The sequence below is a fragment of the Streptomyces sp. NPDC057900 genome (genome assembly GCF_042887885.1).
In the GTDB taxonomy this organism is placed as follows: domain Bacteria; phylum Actinomycetota; class Actinomycetes; order Streptomycetales; family Streptomycetaceae; genus Streptomyces.
Genome location: NZ_JBHVOI010000004.1, coordinates 84,838 through 103,825, shown reverse-complemented (window position 1 = coordinate 103,825; position 18,988 = coordinate 84,838). Strand labels below are relative to the sequence as shown.

Genomic DNA, 18,988 nt, shown 5'->3' with positions numbered 1-18,988 from the left:
GCGATCATCGGGCGTACAGCAGCTGCCCAAGCCGGTTGAGCAGGGGCAGCAGCGCTGTGCGCTCCTGCGGTGTGAGCGCTTCGAGCGCGCCGTGTACGGCGCGCATCTCGGCGCGGATGGTGTGGGCGAGCCGGGTGCCCTCCGGGGTGCGGCTCGCGACCTTGGAGCGCCGGTCGCCGGGGGCGGGGGCGCGGACGACCAGGCCACGGGTCTCCATGCGGCCGATGAGGCCGGTGGCGTTGGACGCGTCGCAGACGAGATGAGCCGCCAGGGCGCTCATCGGCATGGGCTCGTTGAGCGCGATCAGGGCGCGGGCCTGCGAGGTGGACAGTCCGTGGCGGGCGGCGACGGCGGTGAGGTCGTCGTGGTGGCCGCGCACGACGAGGGCCAGCGGCTCCAGGAGGTCTTCCGGGGTGGGGGCGGCCCGATCGTCCGGAGCAGTGTCGGCGCGGGGTGTCGGTTCGGTGGTCATGGTCGGCCATTCTTCGATCGGCATCCGCCGACATTTATTTGACATGCTCAATATTTGGCAGTTACATGAAACGGATTGCTTGAGCATATCAAGTTCTGAGCCAGACCCGCTCGCCAGCTTTGCAGGGAGTACCCCCATGCCCTCCGTACTGTTCGTTCTCACCGGCGCCGACCACTGGACCCTCAACGACGGCACCACCCACCCCACCGGGTTCTGGGCCGAGGAGCTGGCCGCACCGCACCGGGTCTTCACCGAGGCCGGTTACGCCGTCACCCTCGCCACCCCCGGCGGCGTCACCCCCACCGTCGACGCGGGCAGCCTGACCGCCGCCGCCAACGGCGGGGAGCAGCAGGCCGACGCCGTCGCCGCGTACCTCGACTCGATCGGCCCCGAGCTGCGTGCCCCGGCCCGGCTGGAGGACATCCGCCCCGACCGGTACGACGCCGTCTTCTACCCCGGCGGCCACGGGCCCATGGAGGACCTGGCCGTCAGCGAGCTCTCCGGGCGGCTGCTCACCACCGCGCTCGACGCCGGTACCCACCTCGGCGTGCTCTGCCACGCACCGGCCGCACTCCTCGCCGCCCGCCGCGAGGACGGCTCCTGGCCCTTCGCCGGCTACCGCATGACCGGGTTCAGCAACGCCGAGGAGTCCATCGGAGGGCTCGCAGACAAGGCGCCCTGGCTGCTGGAGGACCGGCTCGTCCAGTTGGGCGCCGACTACACCGCCGCCGCCGCCTTCGCCCCGCACACCGTCACCGACCGCACTCTGCACACCGGCCAGAACCCGGCCTCCTCCGAGCGGCTCGCCCGCGAGATCGTGGCCGCGCTCGCCCCCGCCGAGACCCCGGCCGAGACCGTCGACCGCCTCCGCTGCACCTTCCACACCGGGCGCACCAGGAGCCTCGACTGGCGTACCGGCCAGCTCCGGCAGCTGCGCGCGCTGCTCACCGAACGCGGTGACGAACTGGCCGACGCGCTCCACGCCGACCTCGGCAAGAGCCGCAAGGAGGCCTACCGGACCGAGATCGACTTCACGGTCCGCGAGATCGACCACACCCTGGAGCACCTGGCCGAGTGGCTGCGGCCCGAGCCCGCCCCCGTACCGGCCCGGCTGGGCGGGGCCACCGCCCGCACCGTGCAGGATCCGCTCGGCGTCGTACTGGTCATCGCGCCCTGGAACTACCCGGTGCAGCTGCTGCTCGCCCCGGTCGTCGGCGCGCTGGCCGCCGGAAACACCGTGGTGGCCAAGCCGAGCGAACTGGCGCCCGCGACCTCCGCCGCCGTGGCCCGGCTGCTGCCGCGCTATCTGGACGAGGACGCGGTCGCCGTCGTCGAGGGCGCCGTCCCCGAGACCACCGCGCTGCTCGCCGAGCGCTTCGACCACATCTTCTACACCGGCAACGGCACGGTGGGCCGGATCGTGATGGCGGCGGCGGCGAAGAACCTCACCCCGGTGACCCTCGAACTGGGCGGCAAGTCGCCGGTCTTCGTCGACCGGGACACGGACCCGAAGGCGGTCGCGGGACGGCTGGCGGCCGGGAAGTTCCTGAACGCGGGCCAGACCTGCGTCGCCCCCGACTACGTACTGACAGACCCGGAGACCGCCCCCGCCCTCGCGGAGGCGCTCGCCGCCGCCGTCCAGGAGCTCTACGGGGCGGACGCCTCCACGCACCCCGAGTACGGCCGGATCGTGAACCGGCGCCACTTCGACCGGCTGACCGGACTCCTCGGCTCGGGCCGCACCGTCACCGGCGGCACCTACGACCGGGACGCCAAGTACATCGCCCCGACCGTGCTGGCCGATGTGGCACCGGACGCGCCCGTGATGCGGGAGGAGATCTTCGGGCCGGTACTGCCGATCGTCACGGTGGACGGCCTCGACGAGGCCATCGCGTTCATCAACGACCGGGACAAGCCGCTCGCGCTGTACGCGTTCACCGAATCGGACACCGTACGCGAACGGCTGGTCGCGGAGACCTCCTCCGGCGCCGTCGGCATCGGGCTGCCGCTGGCCCATCTGACCGTCTCCGACCTGCCGTTCGGCGGGGTCGGCGAGAGCGGCATGGGCAGCTACCACGGCCGCTACTCGCTGGAGACGTTCAGCCACCGCAAGGCGGTCCTGGACACTCCGATGCCCTGAGGAGCGAAACGGCGACGGCCCGCACCCCGAGTGGAAGGGGTGCGGGCCGTCGCGGTGTTCCCGGCGGTCAGACTCCGGCGTAGGAGTGCTTGCCGGTCACGAAGATGTTCACGCCGTAGTAGTTGAAGATCCAGCAGGCGAAGGCGATCAGCGCCAGGTAGGCGGCCTTGCGGCCCTTCCACCCGGCGGTGGCGCGGGCGTGCAGGTAGCAGGCGTACGCGACCCAGGTGATGAAGGACCAGACCTCCTTGGGGTCCCAGCCCCAGTAGCGGCCCCAGGCATCGCCCGCCCAGATCGCGCCCGCGATGATCGTGAACGTCCACAGCGGGAAGACGGCCGCGTTGATCCGGTACGAGAACTTGTCGAGGCTCGACGCGGCGGGCAGCCGCGAGAGCACGGACTCCGCGAACGCGCCCGGCTTGCCGCCGTTGGCGAGCTTGGACTCGTAGCTGTCGCGGAAGAGGTACATCAGGGTGCCGGCGCCGCCGATGAAGAACACCGCACCGCAGATGATCGCGGTGGAGACGTGGATCCACAGCCAGTACGAGTGCAGCGCGGGCACCAGCTGGTCGCTGGAGGTGTACAGCAGGGTGGTCGCGATGCCGAGGTCCAGCAGCACGGCCGTGACCAGCAGCAGCCCCATCCAGCGGACGTTCTTCTTCAGCGCGAGCAGCACCAGGTACGCGGCCACCACCACCACGGAGAACGTGATGGAGAACTCGTACATGTTGCCCCAGGGGGCACGCTGCACGGACATCGCGCGGGCGATGACCCCGCCCGCCTGGACGAGGAACGCCAGCACGGTCAGGGAGACCGCGATCCGCCCGTACAGGTCGCCCTTGAACGTGCCGCCGGCCGCGCCGGGCCCGTCCGGGACGTCGCGGGAGCCGGCCGCGGAACGGGTGACGATCTTCGGCCGTTCCAGTACGGCGGTACCGCCGGACTTCTGCGCGACCTCGACCTTCACCGTCGCGGCGGCGGCCTCCTGCGCGGTCAGCGCGGCGGCGGTACGGCCCACCTTGCTGCGGCTGCCGAACACCCACTCCGCGATGTGCGCGAAGAAGGCCAGCGTGTAGACGGCCATCGACGAATAGATCAGCACATTGCTGGTGTGTGCCAGATTCTCGTTGGTTGCGGCGGCGAGATTCACTTCTCAGCCCCTTCGGAAGGTTCTGCGGAGGACGCGGCGACGACGTCGGGGTCCGGATCGGTGTCGGGGTCGTTGTCGGGGCCGGGCGCCATCGGCGCCGCGGCGTTGAGCGTGACCGCGAGATCGGCCAGCTCCTCTGGAAGCTTCGCGGACTCGCTGCGGCCGAGTCCCGCCATCTCGACGACGGTCACGCCGTCGGCGCCGCGCACGGCACGGATCCAGACCCGGCGGCGCTGGATGAACAGCGAGCCCGCCAGACCGGCGATCGCGCCGATGGCCCCGACGAGCGCCCAGCCGCTGGCGGGCTGCTCCGAGATCTGGAAGCTGGCCCACTCCTGGATGCCCTCGAACTTGATGGAGCCCGCGCCGTCGGGCAGCTTCATCGTCTCGCCCACCAGGAGGCGCTGCTTGAGCTGCTTGCCCTTGGAGTCCTTGAACTCCTTCATCTTGGACTTGTCGAGCTGGTACACGTTCTGCGCCAGGCCCGAGTCGACGCCGAGGGAGCCGTGGTAGCCGTTGAGCGCGAGAACCGGCATGTCGGCGGCCGGGAACTGCGAGAACATCGTGCCCTTGCCGTTGCCCGCGAAGGTCGGCACGAAGAAGGCCTGGAAGCCCAGCTGGTCCTTCTTGCCGCTCTTGTCGCGGTAGCCGTCCATCACCTTGATCGCGCCGGACGAGGTGACGTTGTTGTCGAGGGGCAGCAGCGGCACGGCGGCCTTGTAGACCTCCTTGCCCCTGCCGTCCCTGACGGAGACGACGGGCGCGTAGCCGTGGGCGTTGAGGTAGACCTTCGTACCGTCGACGACGAGCGGTTCGTTCACCTTGATCACGGTCTTCTTCGGCTTGCCGTAGGCGCCGTCGGCGTACGTCACGTGCGCCTCGTACGTCCGGGGGGTGCCGATCTGCGGGCCGCTGCGCTCGTACGTGCCGATGAACTTGTCGAGGGTGAAGCTGAAGGGGGCCAGCGAGTCCTCGTCGAAGAGGGAGCCGGACTTGAAGTTGTCGTACTGGGTGATCGTGTTGGAGAACCCGTCGCCCTCGACGATCAGTTTGGCGCCCTCGGACTTGAAGAGCTGCCCCCAGGCGAAGGCCACCAGCATCACGATGAGCGCGATGTGGAACATCAGGTTCCCGGCCTCGCGCAGATAGCCCTTCTCTGCGGCGACCGCGTCCCCGTCGACATGGGCCCGGTAGCGGCGCTTGCGCATCATCACGCGCGCGGCCTCCCGGACGTCCTCGGGTGCGGCCTCGGTGCGCCAGGTGGTGTACGCGGGCAGCCGGGTCAGCCGCTTGGGCGCGCCGGGCGCGTGGCTGCGCAGCTGGCCGATGAAGGTCCCGGTGCGCGGCACGATGCAGCCGATGAGCGAGACGAACAGCAGGATGTAGATCGCGGAGAACCACACCGAGCTGTAGACGTCGAAGAACTGGAGCTTCTCGTAGATCGGCGTGACGGTGGTGTGCAGGCCCTTGAAGGTCTGCACCTTGAGTTCGTCGACGCTGTTCTGCGGGATCAGCGAGCCGGGAATGGCGCCGAGCGACAGCAGGAAGAGCAGGATCAGGGCGACCCGCATGGAGGTCAGCTGCCGCCAGAACCAGCGGATCCAGCCGATGATGCCCATGGCGGGGAGATTCGCCAGGGCCTCCTCGCGGGGGGCGGTGGAGAGCTGGGAGCCTGCGGCGCCGAGCTCACGGGCGGTCTCCCGGTCCTGCTCCGCGCGCACCTCGCGCTCGTCGGGGCGCTCGCGCTCCTGGGACGGGTTGGACTTGGTGTTGCTCATTCGGTACTCAGATCCCCACCTGGAAGCCGGCGGACCAGCCCTGCAGTTCCTGCATCATGCTGCCCCACGCTCCGGTCAGCAGGAGCAGCCCGGTCACGATCATCATTCCGCCGCCGATGCGCATCACCCAGACGTAGTGGCGCTTGACCCAGCCGAACGCGCCGAGTGCCTTGCGGAAGGCGACGGCGGCGAGCACGAACGGGATGCCGAGGCCGAGGCAGTAGGCGACGGTCAGTATCGCCCCGCGCCCGGCGGTGCCCTGGTCCATCGCGAGGATGCTCACCGAGCTCAGTGTCGGGCCGAGGCAGGGCGTCCAGCCGATCCCGAAGAGCGCGCCGAGCAGCGGGGCACCCACCAGGCCGGTCACCGGCTTCTTGTGGATGCGGAACTCGCGCTGGGTCATCCACGGCATCAGGCCCATGAAGAAGACCCCCATGAGGATCATCAGGACGCCGAGGATCTTGGTGAGCGGGCCGCTGTTCGCCTGGAGCGTGTCGCCGAAGTAGCCGAAGAGGGCGCCGCCGGAGACGAACACGGCGGTGAAGCCCGCGACGAAGAGCGAGGCGCCCGCGACCATCCGCCCCCGTCTGGCATCGGCCAGATCGGCGCCGCTGACCCCGGTGACGTAACTGAGGTATCCGGGGACGAGCGGCAGGACGCACGGGGAGAAGAAGGAGACGAGCCCGCCGAGCAGGGCGATGGGCAGAGCGACCAGAAGCGCTCCGCTCATGACCGTCTCGTTCTGTGTGGCGGCGGCGAGGGCGATCACCTGATCACTTCTCCGCGATCAGCGGGTCGAGCATCTTGCGCAGGTTGGTGTCGTCGAGCGGGCCCACGTACCGGGCCGCCAGCTTGCCGTCCCGGTCGATGACGACGGTCGACGGAATGGACTGGAGCTTGAACGTGCCCTTGGGGAAGCGCAGCAGGAGCTTGCCGGTCGGGTCGTAGAAGCTCGGGTAGGTGACGCCGAAGTCCTTCTCGAAGCTGACCGCCTGGGCGCGTTCCGGGTCGCGGGTGTTGACCCCGACGAACTGGACGCCCTGGTCCTTGGTGGCCTTGGCCACCTTGGTGAAGTACTTCGCTTCGAGCCGGCAGGGGGCGCACCACGAACCCCAGGCGTTGAGGACGACGATCTTGCCCTTGTAGTCCGCGAGGTCGAGCTGCTTGCCGTCCAGGCTCTCGCCGTCGAGCTTCGGGGCCTCGGCGCGCTCACCCTTGGCCGCGGTGGAGATTCCGCTGTTGCCCGTGACGAAGTTCGTGTCGCCACCGCCACTGGTCTTGTTGCCGGAATCGCACGCGCTCAGCGTCAGTGCGAGCGCGGCGGCCACCGCGGGTGCGGCGAGCGGGGTGAAGCGGCGTCGGGATGCGCGGCCATGGCTCATGTGAAAAGTTTCGCATGGCGGTTTCGGGGATCTTGGGCACCCCCCTCGGTGCCCGTAAAGCCCGTTGTCAGGCTTGTTTAAAGAAGGTGTTCCAGCCGCCCTCCGGTGCCTGTCCGACCTCAAGCGTGCGGAGCTTCGCGAGCACCGCCGGGTCCTGGACATCGAGCCAGTCGACGAACTGCCGGAATGAGACGAGGCGCACATCCGGCTTCCCCGCGATGTGCTTGAGGGTCTCCTCCACGGCGTCCATGTAGATGCCGCCGTTCCACTCCTCGAAGTGGTTTCCGATGTAGAACGGGGCGCGGTTCGTCTCGTACGCGCGCTTGAAACCGCTGAGATACGACTGGGTGGCCTGTTCGCGCCAGCCCGGATACCGGGACGGCATTCCCTTGGTCGAATTCTGCGACTGGTTGGCCAGGATGTTGTAGTCCATCGAGAGGACCTCGAAGGTGTGGCCGGGGAACGGCATGCCCTGGAGCGGCAGGTCCCAGACGTCCATGCGCTTCTTGGGCCAGACCTGGGTGCCGCCGGGCGAACTGGCGTCGTAGCGCCAGCCGAGCTTCTTCGCCGTCGGAAGCAGATTCTCCTGTCCGAGCAGACAGGGGGCGCGGCCGCCGATGAGTTCCTTGCGGTAGTCGAAGGGGAGCGGATCCTCGTCCGTCCAGCCGGTGTTGGTGCGCCATTCGGTGACGAAGGAGATCGCCTGGTCGATTTCGCTCTGCCACTGGGAGGCGGACCAGTTCTCGACGGATCCGGAGCCGCTGCAGAAATGCCCGTTGAAATGGGTGCCGATCTCGTGGCCGTCGAACCAGGCCTGGCGGACGTTCGTCAGCGTCGCCTTGAGGTGTTCGTCGGTGAGATATCCGATGTCGGAGGCGCCGACGGGGTTGTTGGGCGGGCGGTAGAGCGATTTCTTCGATTCGGGCAGCAGATACAGCCCGGAGAGGAAGAAGGTCATCGCCGCGTCGTGTTCCTTGGCGAGTTTCAGAAAGCGCGGGAAGAGCCCGTTGCCGACCTCTCCGGCACCGTCCCAGGAGAAGATCACGAACTGCGGCGGCTTCTGGCCCGGCTCCAGCGGGACCGGTGCGGCCGGCTGGTGCGGCTGCTTCCCGGTGTCGGCGGTGGAACCGTCCCCGATGGACCTCACGTCCTTCTTCGCGGGCCCGGTCCCCTTGGCGGTCCCGTCGGCACCCTTCTCGCCCTTGCCCGGACCCGCTCGGCCGGAGTCGGAGGAGTCGGACGAACTGCAGCCCGCCACCCCGATGGCGGCCGCGGCCCCAAGCCCGGCTCCGAGCAAACCCCTTCGGCTGATGTCACGCATGCGGTTCCCATCTGCGGTCGTTTTGCCTTAAGTCCATACAAACTGCCGAAGGCTTAGATGGGCGAAGCAACACGAGGGTTCCCCGAAATAGCACACAATTCTTTACGGATCCAGACCCCGACCATGACCGAACATAAGATCGACTATGGAATCACGCCAAAAAGGGCATACCGAAACCCCGGGTGCGAGAACTCCACCCGGTTGGCTTCGAACAACCCGAGATCCGGCGAACCGCGGGCCGGAGAACCCCGGCCCGAAGAACCCCGGGCCGGGGGCCGGTTACGCGCCGAACCCCTTGGACGCCCCCTTCACCGGCTTGGCGCCCGCGAGGAGGTGCGCCGGGACGAGGTCCCGGGCCGGCTCCGAGTACCCGACCGACACGATCTTGTCGCCCCGGTAGGTGAAGCTGGTCAGCGAGGCGAGCGTGCACTGCCGCTTGCGCGGGTCGTGCCAGAGCCGCCGCCGCTCCACGAAGCTCCGGACGATCCAGATCGGCAGCTGGTGGCTGACGCACACCGCCTCGTGCCCGCGGGCCGCGTCACGCGCCGCGTCCAGGGCACCCATCATCCGGACGACCTGCTCGATGTACGGCTCACCCCACGACGGCCGGAACGGGTTCGTCAGGTGCTTCCAGTTGTCCGGCTTGCGCAGCGCCCCGTCACCGACGCCGAAGGTCTTGCCCTCGAAGACGTTGGCGGCCTCGATGAGCCGCCCGTCGGTGGCGAGGTCCAGCCCGTGCGCCTTGGCGACCGGCGTGGCCGTCTCCTGGGCGCGCTCCAGCGGAGAGGCGACGACATGGGTGATGTCGCGCTTCTCCAGGTGCTCGGCGACCCGGTCGGCCATCTGCCGGCCGAGCTCGGAGAGGTGGTAGCCGGGGCGGCGTCCGTACAGCACGCCGTCCGGGTTGTGCACCTCTCCGTGGCGCATCAGGTGGACGACGGTGATGTCCTCGCGCCCGGTGTCGCTGCTCTTCTCGCTGCTGTTCTCGCTCATGCGGTGGCCTCCGATGCGGCGCGGGCTGCGGCGGGCAGCGCGGCGGCGATCCGCTCGACGGCCCGGGTGTCGTGGGCGGTGGAGACGAACCACGACTCGAACGCCGACGGCGGCAGATAGACGCCCTGCGCCAGCATCGAGTGGAAGAACGGGGTGAAGCGGAACGCTTCCTGCCGCTTGGCGTCCTCGTAGTCACGGACCGGCCGGTCCGTGAAGAAGACGGAGAACATGTTGCCCGCCACCTGCACGGTGTGCGCGACGCCCTCCTTGGCGAGTGCCTCGCTCACCAGCCCCCGGATCTCCGCGGAGACCGCGTCGACCTTCGCGTAGGCGGCGTCGTCCAGCAGTCGCAGCTGGGCGAGACCGGCGGCCGTCGCGACCGGGTTACCGGAGAGGGTGCCCGCCTGGTAGACCGGGCCGGCCGGGGCCAGGTGCGCCATCACGTCGGCGCGCCCGCCGAAGGCCGCGGCCGGGAAGCCGCCGCCCATCACCTTGCCGAAGGTCATCAGGTCGGGCCGCACCCCGTCGATGCCGAACCAGCCGGCCTTCGACGTACGGAATCCGGTCATGACCTCGTCGGAGATGTACAGCGCGCCGTCGTCCGCGCAGATCTGCTTGAGCCCGGCGTTGAAACCGTCCAGCGGCGGCACGACGCCCATGTTGCCCGGCGACGCCTCGGTGATCACACAGGCGATCTCGCCGGGGTGCGCGGCGAACACGGCCCGCACGGCCTCCAGGTCGTTGTACGGCACCACGATCGTGTCGCCGGCCTGGGCGCCGGTGACCCCCGGCGTGTCCGGCAGCCCGAAGGTCGCGACCCCGGACCCGGCGGCGGCGAGCAGCGCGTCGACGTGACCGTGGTAGCAGCCGGCGAACTTCACGATCTTGGCCCGGCCGGTGAAACCGCGGGCGAGGCGGATCGCGGACATGGTCGCCTCCGTGCCGGACGACACGAGCCGCACCTGCTCCACCGGGTCGACCCGGGCGACGATCTCCTCGGCGAGCGCGACCTCGCCCTCACCGGGCGTACCGAACGAGGTGCCGCGGGCGACAGCCTCCTGGACTGCGGCGATGACCTCCGGGTGGGAATGGCCGAGAATCATCGGCCCCCACGAGCACACGAGGTCGACGTACTCACGGCCGTCGGCATCGGTGAGGTACGGGCCGGTGCCGGACACCATGAAGCGGGGTGTACCGCCCACGGCCCGGAAAGCACGTACCGGAGAGTTCACGCCGCCGGGCGTCACGAGGGACGCGCGGTCGAAAAGCGTCTGCGAAACTGGGGCGTCATAGGGAAAGCTCACACATGCCATGGTGTCAGAGCCACGGACGGTATTTGCGGACAGGTGTTTCACCGCACGCCCGTGGGGGAGGTCACTGACACGATGATCGGGTTGCGCGGCGGGGGCTGTGTCTCCTAGTTAGTAGTCGGGTGGATGAGATATGCATCGCGGTGGCGGAGTGGGCGAAGGGACCGACGACCTGGGGCCCGAGCCTGCCCGGCGGGGTCGGCACCGGCGCGAGGCTGAGCGCGGACAGGGCATACAGGCCGGTGGTGCGCAGGTGGGCGACGGAGCCGGAAGCAGGAGTAGTGGCCGGGTGGGGGTGACCTACAAGTACTTCGGGGCTCCCGATGGCGCCACTGCCGCACGCGTGCCGATTTCCATGCGCCCGGAGGAGCTCGGCGGCGATGAGCTGGGCATGGGCGGCATGTTCAGCAAGATCAAGCCGGAGACGGTGGCCGCGATGGTCCTGACCGGCATACAGGGCATACCCCTGCACAAGGTCCCGCCGCTGGAGCTGGTCGTCCTGCACCCCGACTACGCGGTGGTCAGGCTCCCGATGACGGTCGTGGACCCGCTGCGCGGAGTCGGCGAGGAGTCGGTGGGTGCCGCTGCCTTCATCTGGTCCACGGTCCCGGACCGCGGCGGCCCGCGTGACGCGTACAACGTCTACCAACTGCTGCACGAGTGGCAGGACTTCTCCCACCGTCTGCACGACGCGGGACATCAGGCGTACTGCCTCGTGTGGCCCTGACCGGGGTCTGAGGGGGGCTGAGGGGACGGGCGGGAGTCCGGGCGGGCGGCACCTTCGGGACCGTCGCTTCACTCTGCGGAGTGGAGTCGGCCGCCCGCGAGGGGGACTTCGGCCTCGCCGTGCTCCGCTCCCGTCGCGGGCCGCCCAACGATGGGCGCATGTCACTGATTACCCTGCGTTCGCTGGCCGGACGCGTCGTTCCCGCGCTGCTGGTCGCCCAAGCCGTTTTCCTCCCGCTCCAGCCCGCCTCCGCCGCCGGACACGGGGCGCACCCGTGCCGCTCGTCCGCCGGCTGCGGTTCGGTCGTCGTCGCCCCGGTCTCCCAGGCCGCACCCGACGACGGTGAGTGCGCCAGCCCGGAGCCGGTCGTCTGCCTGATCCGGCGGGAGACCCCGCAGCAGCGCGAGGTCGCCCGTGACCAGCGGATGCGGTACCACCAGCTCCTTGAGGACATGGAGCGCGAGGAGTGCGCCATGCGCGCAGAGGGGCGCTCGGAGGAGGACATCGCCCGCACGCTGGTCCGGATGCGCAACGACGCCAAGGACATCGTCCGCGCCGGGATGACCCCGGAGCAGGTCGCGGAGCTGGAGGCGCGCAACGAGAAGAAGTACGGCAACCCGCTCGGCCCGACGGCGGACCAGCTCTACCTGAAGTACGGCTCCTGGGAGCAGGTCACCGAAGCCGCCACCCGTTCGAGCGCGGCCGTGGACCACGAGCTCGGCCTGGAATTCCGCCACTGCTCCTGCGAGGTCCTCCTGGCGGCGTGAACCGCCCGCCACCCGCCCGCGGCGCCCCGCCGGACCAATCCGGCGGGGCGTCCGTGCCGAACAATTCACGTGGGCCGACGCACTCCCGCGACGGCACATCACCACGACGGTCACTCCCGGCGGGCACGGCCCGCACAGCAGGTGAGCACCATGACACCGACCCGGCAGCTGCTCGGCCGAGATCTTCCCCCGCTCTTCGCGACCCCGGATCTGCCGGGCGCGCGCACCCCGGTCATCCAGGGGCACTGGTGCCGGGGGGCCGCCGAGACCACGGAGACCACGGGAACGAGGCGTGCGGGTGCCACCGCTGAACACCTGCCCGCCGAACGCGCGCCCACCTGCACGGAGGGCGCCCGTCGGCCAGCCGTATCCGGCCATTCATTGGCCGAAGAATGATCTTCAGCTGACCTGCCGAACCTGCCGATGCAGGAGGCACAGAAACTGAGGGAGGCCTGCCATGGGCGACATTCTGCTGACCCTGTCCATCCCCGTGCTGGTCTTCGCCTCCGGCGTCTACGCCGCAGCTGAGAGCTGGTGGCGGCGTCGGCATCCGGCGCCGCCGTCCCCGTACACCCACCAGGCGGCCCGGCTGGCCGAGCGGGCGATGCTGGTGGACGCCGAGAGGATCGTGGACAGCGCGTACGGATGCGTCGGGGCGCTCTACGACGGGCCGAGTGCGCCGGGCGCACCTGTTTCGGCCACGGGTGTCACCCCCGGGCAGGCCGCCAGTCCGGGTCACGGCCGGTCAGCGCCAGCACCCGCGCGAAGGGGCTAGCCCCCTCCGGTACGGGGAACGGCTCACCGAACACCTTCGCCTCCCTGGCCTTCGGCGCCATCGCGGCCATCGCCGGGGCCAGCTCGTCCACCACGTCCGCGTCCGGCACGAATTCCTGGCCGGTCGCGCGGGCCAGGTCCCACGCGTGGACGGTCAGATCACCGAGCACCATGTGACCGACGGTCCGGGCCGGGAACCCCATCGCGCCCGTCGTCCCGTCCTCCGCGCCGGGCCGCGCCCACGCGTCGACCAGCGCGGCCGTCCGCTCCCCGAAGCGGTCGCGCCAGTCCCCGGTGACCGCGTCCGGCGTCTCGCCGAACTCCGCCTCCTCCCGCGCCGCCAGGGCCGTGAAGTTGACGACCACCTGGCTGAGATGGCTGATCAGGGCGCGGACGTCGTACTCCGCGCAGGGGGTGGGAGCGGCCAGCCGGCTGTCGTCGATCCCCCGGACCACGGGCACCGCGCCGGCCGCCGCCGCTTCCAGCAATTCGCTGATCTTCTTCATGCTTCGACCCTGCACGCGGCAGCCGCGGAGGTCTTGAAGAAACACGACAGCCGGAACACCGCGACCGGGACACAGGCACCGTCCCGGCCATAGGATCGGCCGTCATGGCTGGCCACACAGGTCCCCGGCGCGACACCCGGGGCATCGTCGACGCCCCCGAACTGTTCACGCACGTGACGTTCCGGCGTCGCGAACCCGCGCCCGAGCTGCGCCCGTACCTGGAGCACTACTGGCTGATCGACTGGGACCTGCCGGAGCCCTACCTCTCCCACCTGGTCCCGCACCCCAGCGTCAACCTGGTCTTCGAGCGGTACCCGGGCCGCGGTGACGACGAGGCCGGGTTCGCGGAGGTCTCCGGCATCGGCCTGGAGCTGTTCACGCAGAAGCTGGAGGGGCGGGGGCGGGTCTGCGGGGTGCAGTTCCGGCCCGGCGGCTTCCACCCGTTCGCACCGGACCGGCCGGTGTCCGAGTGGACGGGGCGGCGGGTCCCGGCGCCCGAGTTGTTCACGCCGCCCGCCGCACCGGCCTCGGTCCTGGACCCCGCCGGGGAGGACGAGCGGATCGCGGCGCTCGACGCGTACCTGCTGGCGCTCGGTCCCGCACCGGATCCGCAGGCCGACCGGGCGATGGCCCTGGTCGAGCTGGTGCGCACCGACCGCACGGTCCGCCGGGTCGGCGGACTCGCCCGCGCGGAGGGGGTGTCGGTCCGCTCGCTCCAGCGGCTGTTCGCCACGTACGTCGGCGTCGGCCCGAAGTGGGTGATCCTCCGCTACCGCATCCACGAGGCGCTGGAACGCGCCGAATCGGAGCCGGAGGTGGACTGGGCGGCGCTCGCGGCGGATCTCGGCTACAGCGACCAGGCGCACCTGGTCAGGGACTTCACCGCGACGGTGGGCGTGCCGCCGACCGCGCTGAGCACCCGCTGACTGTCAGTGCCGCGTCCTACAGTTTCGGCATGGAGCGCACCGAAACATCATCCGTACGGATCGAGCCCTGGTCGGACAGCGATCTGGAGCTGCTCCGCCGCGCCAACGCCCCGGAGCTGATGGACCATCTGGGCGGCCCCGAGTCCGAGGAGCAGCTCGTCGGCCGCCACGCCCGCTACGTGGCACTGAGCGCGGACCGCACCGGCCGGGGCCGGATGTTCCGCATCACGCTGAGCGGCGAGGACGAGGCCGTGGGCACCATCGGCTTCTGGGAGCGCGGCTGGCGGGGCCAGGAGGTGTACGAGACGGGGTGGGCCGTTCTCGCGGGGTTCCAGGGGCGGGGCATCGCCTCTGCCGCGACGGCGGCGGTGGCCGCGCAGGCGCGCGCCGAGCACAAGCACCGCTATCTGCACGCCTATCCGTCCGTGGCCAACGGCGCGTCGAACGCGGTGTGCCGCAAGGCGGGGTTCACCCTGCTCGGTGAGTGCGAGATCGAGTACCCGCCCGGCCATCCGCTGCTGACGAACGACTGGCGGCTCGATCTGCATCCGGAGCGCTGACAGGGCCCAGGGCCGGGTTCCGCGGAACTCGTTTGACCATCGGGGCGGCCTCCTGGATATTTATCTGCGTTGCGCAGCTTATGCGTGACGCATTCAATGACCCCGGACAGCCCGGACGCCCCGAGGAGACCCACCCGCCATGCTCACTCTCGTCACCGGCAGCCGAGGCCGCGTCGGCTCCACGCTCGCCGCCCTCCTGCACGACCGCGGCCACCCCGTCCGCGCCGCCTCCCGCAATCCCGCCGAACTCGCGCTGCCGGCCGGCGTCCCGGCCGCGGCCTGCGACCTCGGCGACCCCGGCACCTTCCCGGCCGCGCTGGACGGCGTCGACTCCGTGTTCCTGTACGCGGAGCCGTCCCACATCGACGACTTCCTGACCGCCGCACGGGCCGCCGGGGTCGGTCACATCGTGCTGCTCTCGTCCAGTTCGGTGCTGGCCCCCGACCCCGCCGCCAACCCCGTCGCTGCCTCCCACCACGCGGTCGAGGAGGCCCTGACCGCCTCGCCCCTCCGCTCGACGTTCCTGCGCCCCGGCGACTTCGCGAGCAACGCCTACCAGTGGGCGGGCGCCTTCCGCGGCGGGCGCCCCGTCGACCTGCCCTACCCCCTCAGCCAGACCAGTCCGATCGACGAGACCTCCATCGCGGAGGCGGCCCTCGCCGTGCTCACCGAGACCCGGCTGCAGGGCACCTCGTACCACCTGACCGGCCCCGAATCCCTCACCGCGACCGAACAGGTCGAGCTGCTGGCCGCGGCCTCCGGCAGCGCCACGACCGTCAACGCCGTGAGCCGGGAGGCCTGGAAGGAGTCCGTCTCCCCCTTCCTGCCCGCGGAGTTCGCCGAGGGGCTGCTCAGCCACTGGGCCGCCACCGACGGTTCACCGGCCGAGGTCACCCGCGACACGGAGAGGCTCATCGGGCGCCCGGCGCGCACGTTCGCCTCCTGGGCCGCCGAACACGCCGCCGCCTTCCGCCCGTAAGCCCGCGCCGACCCCGCACGCCCCCGCACCGCCCGAATTCCCTGGCAGGCGCACCCGGACCGGTGACATCCTGACCGGGTGAACGGACCGGAGATCCACCTCGAAGTCGCCCCCGAACTCAGGCTCTTCGTGGCGCACCACCGCCGCGGGGCACGGACGGCCGTGACCACCGACGGCTCGTCCACCCTCGGCCATGTCGTCGAATCGCTCGGGGTCCCGCTCACCGAGGCCGGACAACTCCTGGTGGACGGCCGCCCCGTCCCGTTCTCGCACATCCCCGCCGCGGGCGAGGTGGTCGACGTCCTCGCCGTGGAGCGCCCGCAGCAGGTGCCGGGCGCGCCCCTGCGCTTCCTCCTCGACGTCCACCTCGGCACCCTCGCGCGGCGGCTGCGGCTGCTCGGCGTCGACGCCGCCTACGAGTACGAGGACATCGGCGACCCCGCGCTGGCCACCCGCTCGGCGCGGGAGCGGCGCGTCCTGCTCTCCCGGGACCGGGGGCTGCTCCACCGGCGGGAGATCTGGGCGGGGGCGTACGTCTACAGCGACCGGCCGGAGGAGCAGCTGCGGGACGTGCTGGGCCGGTTCGCGCCCGCGCTCGATCCGTGGAGCCGGTGCACCGCGTGCAACGGACGGCTGGCGGCGGCCGACAAGGACAGCGTGGGCACTCGGCTGGAGAGCGGCACGCAACGCTCGTACGACGTCTTCGCGCAGTGCACGGAGTGCGAGCGGGTGTACTGGCGCGGCGCCCACCACGCCCGGCTGGAGGCGATCGTCACCGAGGCGGTCCGCGATTTCGGCGGCTCCCCCGCCGTATGGCCGAACCGCTCTGGCGGCTGAGCGCGGCCGGGCGCCACCGGTCCCGGCCCCCGCCTCACCGCTCCTCGCCGCCCTCCCGCAACTCCGCGACCTGCGCCGCGCTCAGCTCCACCGTCCGCCGCATATGGGCGATGAGCAGCGCGACCTCGTCGTCGCCGTAACGCTCGAACATGGCCGCCCAGCCGCCGTTCAGCCGCTCCCAGACCGCCCCGAACTCCGCCATCCGTTCCGGCACGGTCGCGACGAGGACCCGCCGCCGGTCCACCGTGTCCCGTGCGCGGGTGACGTAACCGGCCCGCTCCAGCCGGTCGACCAGCCGGGTCGCGGAGCCCGTGGTGAGCCCGGTCAGCTCCGCGATCCGCCCCGTGGTGACGGGAGCCGCCTCCAGGCTGAGCAGGTTGAGGCACTGGAGGTCGGTCGGGTGGAGCCGCAGCCGGTCCGCGACGGCCTGGTTGAACAGGGCGTAGGCGGCCATGTAGCGGCGCGACACGACGGACAGCTCACCGAGCATCGCGGCACGGCGGGGCGGGACGGACTTCTGCGGCATACAGAGAGTGTACGAAGCAGAGGGTGCACCAAGCAGAGGGTGCGTCCAGCGCGGACATCGGCCTCAGAAGACGTACTCGTCACCGGTCGCCGGGGCCAGCACCTCGTGCTCGCTGTTCTTCGCGTTCCGGTCCGTCGCCCCGCCGTTCCAGGCGGTGTCGATCCGGACGACCACCTCCGCAGGCCGCCCCTGGAGCTGGAGTTCGAGGGCGAGCTGCCGCTGCCGCGAGCCGTCCGCGGGCAGCGGGCCCGTGCGGCACAGCACGGTCTGCGCGTCGGCCTGGAGGCACTGCGCGGGCAGCACCTGGCGGCCGGAGAGCGGCACGGACACCCGTAGCCGGACGGTGGCACCCGTGAGGTCGGCGGGTCCGCTGTTCCGGCTGGTCAGCCAGACGCCGAGCCCGGTGCCCCACAGCGAGACGTGCCCGTGGTGCGACACATCCGCCTCGGGCGCGATGCTCGGCGCGGCGGTCGGCGGGACGGCGTCGGCCGTCCCGCCCGCACCCAGCGCCAGAGTCGATGCCACGGCCGCCGCGGCGGACACCCTCAGGAGGGCCTTGCACGTCACTGCCATGTCCTGAAGATACAGATCTGCACGAATTATCCATATGTTCCGACCGGTTCGGCGCGTCTCCGCACTCCGTCCCCTCCCCCATCCCGCCGCCCCGCTCATGACACGCTGATCACATGTCTGTGGTCCGCTCCATCGCCCTGTTCGTCGTCGCCGCGCTCTTCGAGATCGGCGGCGCCTGGCTGGTCTGGCAGGGCGTCCGGGAACACCGCGGCTGGGCCTGGATCGGTGCGGGGATCGTCGCGCTGGCCACATACGGCTTCGTCGCCACGCTCCAGCCGGACGGCGAGTTCGGGCGCGTGCTCGCGGCGTACGGCGGGGTCTTCGTCGCGGGCTCGATCGTCTGGGGCATGGTCGCGGACGGCTACCGGCCCGACCGCTGGGACGTCACCGGCGCACTGGTCTGCCTGGCCGGCATGGCCGTGATCATGTACGCCCCCCGCAATCACTGAGCGCGCCCCTGCCTATCCTGGGCCCGTACCGATCAGCTGTCCGAGGAGAGCCCGCCATGGCCGCATCCCCCATCGCCGTCATCACCGGAGCGAGCAGCGGCATCGGTGCCGCGACCGCACGGCAGCTGGCGGCCGCCGGCTACCGCGTCGTGGTCACCGCCCGCCGCAAGGACCGCATCGAGGCGCTCGCCGCCGAGATCACCGGGGCGGGCCACGAGGCCACGGCCTACGCCCTGGACGTCACGGACCGGGCCGCGGTCGACGAGTTCGCCACCGCGTTCCGCTCCCTCGCGGTCCTGGTGAACAACGCGGGCGGTGCGCTCGGGGCCGACCCCGTCGCCACCGGCGACCCGGCCGACTGGCGCCAGATGTACGAGACCAACGTCATCGGCACCCTCAACGTGACCCAGGCCCTGCTCCCCGCGCTCACCGCGAGCGGCGACGGCACGGTGGTCATCCTCTCCTCGACCGCGGGCCTCTCCTCCTACGAGGGCGGCGGCGGCTACGTGGCCGCCAAGCACGGCGAACACGTCCTGGCCGAGACCCTGCGGCTGGAGATCGTCGGCACCCCGGTCCGCGTCATCGAGGTCGCCCCCGGCATGGTCAAGACCGAGGAGTTCGCGACCACCCGCTTCCGCGGCGACACCGAGAAGGCGGCCAAGGTCTACGCGGGCGTCGACGCCCCCCTCAGCGCGGACGACGTGGCCGACACCATCACCTGGGCCGTCACCCGCCCCAGCCACGTCAACATCGACCTCCTGGTCGTCCGCCCCCGCGCCCAGGCCTCCAACTCCAAGGTCCACCGCACGAGCTGACCC

Annotated in this window: 22 protein-coding genes and 1 pseudogene; 12 read left to right on the top strand and 11 right to left on the bottom strand. The window is 70.8% G+C overall.

What is annotated here, in order from left to right; genetic code table 11:
* Nucleotides 1-4: 4 nt before the first annotated feature.
* Nucleotides 5-472: a MarR family winged helix-turn-helix transcriptional regulator gene (locus ACFVQ0_RS18010; RefSeq protein WP_390089079.1), complete on the bottom strand. Its 468-nt coding sequence runs from the start codon at nucleotides 470-472 to the stop codon at nucleotides 5-7.
* 136 nt (nucleotides 473-608) lie between these two features.
* Between ACFVQ0_RS18010 and ACFVQ0_RS18005 the strand changes: the two are divergent.
* Nucleotides 609-1,301 (top strand): annotated as a pseudogene (locus ACFVQ0_RS18005) (type 1 glutamine amidotransferase domain-containing protein); the annotation flags it as partial.
* Nucleotides 1,290-2,612, top strand: a complete 1,323-nt coding sequence (locus tag ACFVQ0_RS18000; protein ID WP_390089793.1) for an aldehyde dehydrogenase family protein — start codon at nucleotides 1,290-1,292, stop codon at nucleotides 2,610-2,612. The pseudogene ACFVQ0_RS18005 and the gene ACFVQ0_RS18000, both read left to right, overlap by 12 nt.
* A 67-nt stretch (nucleotides 2,613-2,679) precedes the next feature.
* Here ACFVQ0_RS18000 and ccsB read toward each other — a convergent pair whose 3' ends face one another.
* The 7 genes from ccsB to hemL all read right to left on the bottom strand — a co-directional run bounded on the left by ccsB (nucleotide 2,680) and on the right by hemL (nucleotide 10,549).
* Nucleotides 2,680-3,762: a c-type cytochrome biogenesis protein CcsB gene (gene ccsB, locus ACFVQ0_RS17995; protein WP_390089077.1), complete on the bottom strand. Its 1,083-nt coding sequence runs from the start codon at nucleotides 3,760-3,762 to the stop codon at nucleotides 2,680-2,682.
* Nucleotides 3,759-5,540 (bottom strand): cytochrome c biogenesis protein ResB, encoded by a 1,782-nt coding sequence (locus ACFVQ0_RS17990; protein ID WP_390089075.1) that lies wholly within the window; start codon nucleotides 5,538-5,540, stop codon nucleotides 3,759-3,761. The genes ccsB and ACFVQ0_RS17990 overlap by 4 nt, the downstream gene beginning before the upstream one ends.
* Before the next feature lie 7 nt (nucleotides 5,541-5,547).
* The gene (locus ACFVQ0_RS17985) at nucleotides 5,548-6,309 is read right to left on the bottom strand and encodes a cytochrome c biogenesis CcdA family protein (protein WP_390089073.1); all 762 of its coding nucleotides are present in this window, start codon (nucleotides 6,307-6,309) and stop codon (nucleotides 5,548-5,550) included.
* A gap of 4 nt (nucleotides 6,310-6,313) precedes the next feature.
* Nucleotides 6,314-6,922 carry a TlpA family protein disulfide reductase gene (locus ACFVQ0_RS17980; RefSeq protein WP_390089071.1) on the bottom strand — a complete coding sequence of 203 codons (609 nt, stop codon included), beginning with the start codon at nucleotides 6,920-6,922 and terminating at the stop codon, nucleotides 6,314-6,316.
* A gap of 67 nt (nucleotides 6,923-6,989) precedes the next feature.
* Nucleotides 6,990-8,243 carry a hypothetical protein gene (locus ACFVQ0_RS17975; RefSeq protein WP_390089069.1) on the bottom strand — a complete coding sequence of 418 codons (1,254 nt, stop codon included), beginning with the start codon at nucleotides 8,241-8,243 and terminating at the stop codon, nucleotides 6,990-6,992.
* Nucleotides 8,244-8,522: 279 nt separating this feature from the next.
* Nucleotides 8,523-9,236 carry a histidine phosphatase family protein gene (locus ACFVQ0_RS17970; protein WP_390089067.1) on the bottom strand — a complete coding sequence of 238 codons (714 nt, stop codon included), beginning with the start codon at nucleotides 9,234-9,236 and terminating at the stop codon, nucleotides 8,523-8,525.
* Nucleotides 9,233-10,549 (bottom strand): glutamate-1-semialdehyde 2,1-aminomutase, encoded by a 1,317-nt coding sequence (gene hemL, locus ACFVQ0_RS17965; RefSeq protein WP_390089065.1) that lies wholly within the window; start codon nucleotides 10,547-10,549, stop codon nucleotides 9,233-9,235. Before hemL ends, ACFVQ0_RS17970 begins: the two co-directional genes overlap by 4 nt.
* 130 nt (nucleotides 10,550-10,679) lie before the next feature.
* Between hemL and ACFVQ0_RS17960 the strand changes: the two genes are divergently transcribed.
* The 4 genes from ACFVQ0_RS17960 (at nucleotide 10,680) to ACFVQ0_RS17945 (ending at nucleotide 12,815) form a co-directional block, all read left to right on the top strand.
* Complete coding sequence (locus ACFVQ0_RS17960) at nucleotides 10,680-11,273, top strand: hypothetical protein (protein ID WP_390089063.1); 594 nt, start codon at nucleotides 10,680-10,682, stop codon at nucleotides 11,271-11,273.
* 158 nt (nucleotides 11,274-11,431) lie between these two features.
* Nucleotides 11,432-12,040 carry a hypothetical protein gene (locus ACFVQ0_RS17955; protein ID WP_390089061.1) on the top strand — a complete coding sequence of 203 codons (609 nt, stop codon included), beginning with the start codon at nucleotides 11,432-11,434 and terminating at the stop codon, nucleotides 12,038-12,040.
* Nucleotides 12,041-12,190: 150 nt separating this feature from the next.
* Nucleotides 12,191-12,436: a hypothetical protein gene (locus ACFVQ0_RS17950; RefSeq protein ID WP_390089059.1), complete on the top strand. Its 246-nt coding sequence runs from the start codon at nucleotides 12,191-12,193 to the stop codon at nucleotides 12,434-12,436.
* Nucleotides 12,437-12,497: 61 nt separating this feature from the next.
* Entirely contained in the window at nucleotides 12,498-12,815 is a 318-nt protein-coding gene (locus ACFVQ0_RS17945) for a hypothetical protein (RefSeq protein ID WP_390089057.1), read from the top strand.
* Here ACFVQ0_RS17945 and ACFVQ0_RS17940 read toward each other — a convergent pair.
* Complete coding sequence (locus tag ACFVQ0_RS17940) at nucleotides 12,748-13,320, bottom strand: TIGR03086 family metal-binding protein (RefSeq protein ID WP_390089056.1); 573 nt, start codon at nucleotides 13,318-13,320, stop codon at nucleotides 12,748-12,750. The genes ACFVQ0_RS17945 and ACFVQ0_RS17940 overlap by 68 nt on opposite strands.
* A gap of 104 nt (nucleotides 13,321-13,424) precedes the next feature.
* Between ACFVQ0_RS17940 and ACFVQ0_RS17935 the strand changes: the two genes are divergently transcribed.
* From ACFVQ0_RS17935 to ACFVQ0_RS17920, 4 genes are all read left to right on the top strand, one after another.
* A complete protein-coding gene (locus ACFVQ0_RS17935; RefSeq protein WP_390089054.1) occupies nucleotides 13,425-14,246 on the top strand; it encodes a DUF6597 domain-containing transcriptional factor in 822 nt (273 codons plus the stop codon).
* Nucleotides 14,247-14,275: 29 nt separating this feature from the next.
* On the top strand, nucleotides 14,276-14,806 hold the full coding sequence (locus ACFVQ0_RS17930; RefSeq protein ID WP_390089052.1) for a GNAT family N-acetyltransferase: 531 nt from the start codon (nucleotides 14,276-14,278) through the stop codon (nucleotides 14,804-14,806).
* A gap of 139 nt (nucleotides 14,807-14,945) precedes the next feature.
* A complete protein-coding gene (locus tag ACFVQ0_RS17925) occupies nucleotides 14,946-15,785 on the top strand; it encodes an SDR family oxidoreductase (protein WP_390089050.1) in 840 nt (279 codons plus the stop codon).
* A 78-nt stretch (nucleotides 15,786-15,863) separates the two neighbouring features.
* Entirely contained in the window at nucleotides 15,864-16,622 is a 759-nt protein-coding gene (locus tag ACFVQ0_RS17920) for a Mut7-C RNAse domain-containing protein (protein WP_390089048.1), read from the top strand.
* A gap of 34 nt (nucleotides 16,623-16,656) precedes the next feature.
* On the opposite strand, the gene ACFVQ0_RS17915 is transcribed toward ACFVQ0_RS17920, so the two are convergent.
* Together ACFVQ0_RS17915 and ACFVQ0_RS17910 are read right to left on the bottom strand one after the other, a co-directional pair.
* Nucleotides 16,657-17,148 (bottom strand): MarR family winged helix-turn-helix transcriptional regulator, encoded by a 492-nt coding sequence (locus ACFVQ0_RS17915; RefSeq protein WP_390089046.1) that lies wholly within the window; start codon nucleotides 17,146-17,148, stop codon nucleotides 16,657-16,659.
* A gap of 63 nt (nucleotides 17,149-17,211) precedes the next feature.
* Nucleotides 17,212-17,721: a hypothetical protein gene (locus ACFVQ0_RS17910; RefSeq protein WP_390089044.1), complete on the bottom strand. Its 510-nt coding sequence runs from the start codon at nucleotides 17,719-17,721 to the stop codon at nucleotides 17,212-17,214.
* A 113-nt stretch (nucleotides 17,722-17,834) separates the two neighbouring features.
* Here ACFVQ0_RS17910 and ACFVQ0_RS17905 point away from each other — a divergent pair, with 113 nt between their 5' ends.
* Together ACFVQ0_RS17905 and ACFVQ0_RS17900 are read left to right on the top strand one after the other, a co-directional pair.
* Nucleotides 17,835-18,170 (top strand): YnfA family protein, encoded by a 336-nt coding sequence (locus ACFVQ0_RS17905; protein WP_073737160.1) that lies wholly within the window; start codon nucleotides 17,835-17,837, stop codon nucleotides 18,168-18,170.
* Nucleotides 18,171-18,226: 56 nt separating this feature from the next.
* Nucleotides 18,227-18,985, top strand: a complete 759-nt coding sequence (locus ACFVQ0_RS17900) for an SDR family NAD(P)-dependent oxidoreductase (protein ID WP_390089042.1) — start codon at nucleotides 18,227-18,229, stop codon at nucleotides 18,983-18,985.
* Nucleotides 18,986-18,988 lie beyond the last annotated feature (3 nt).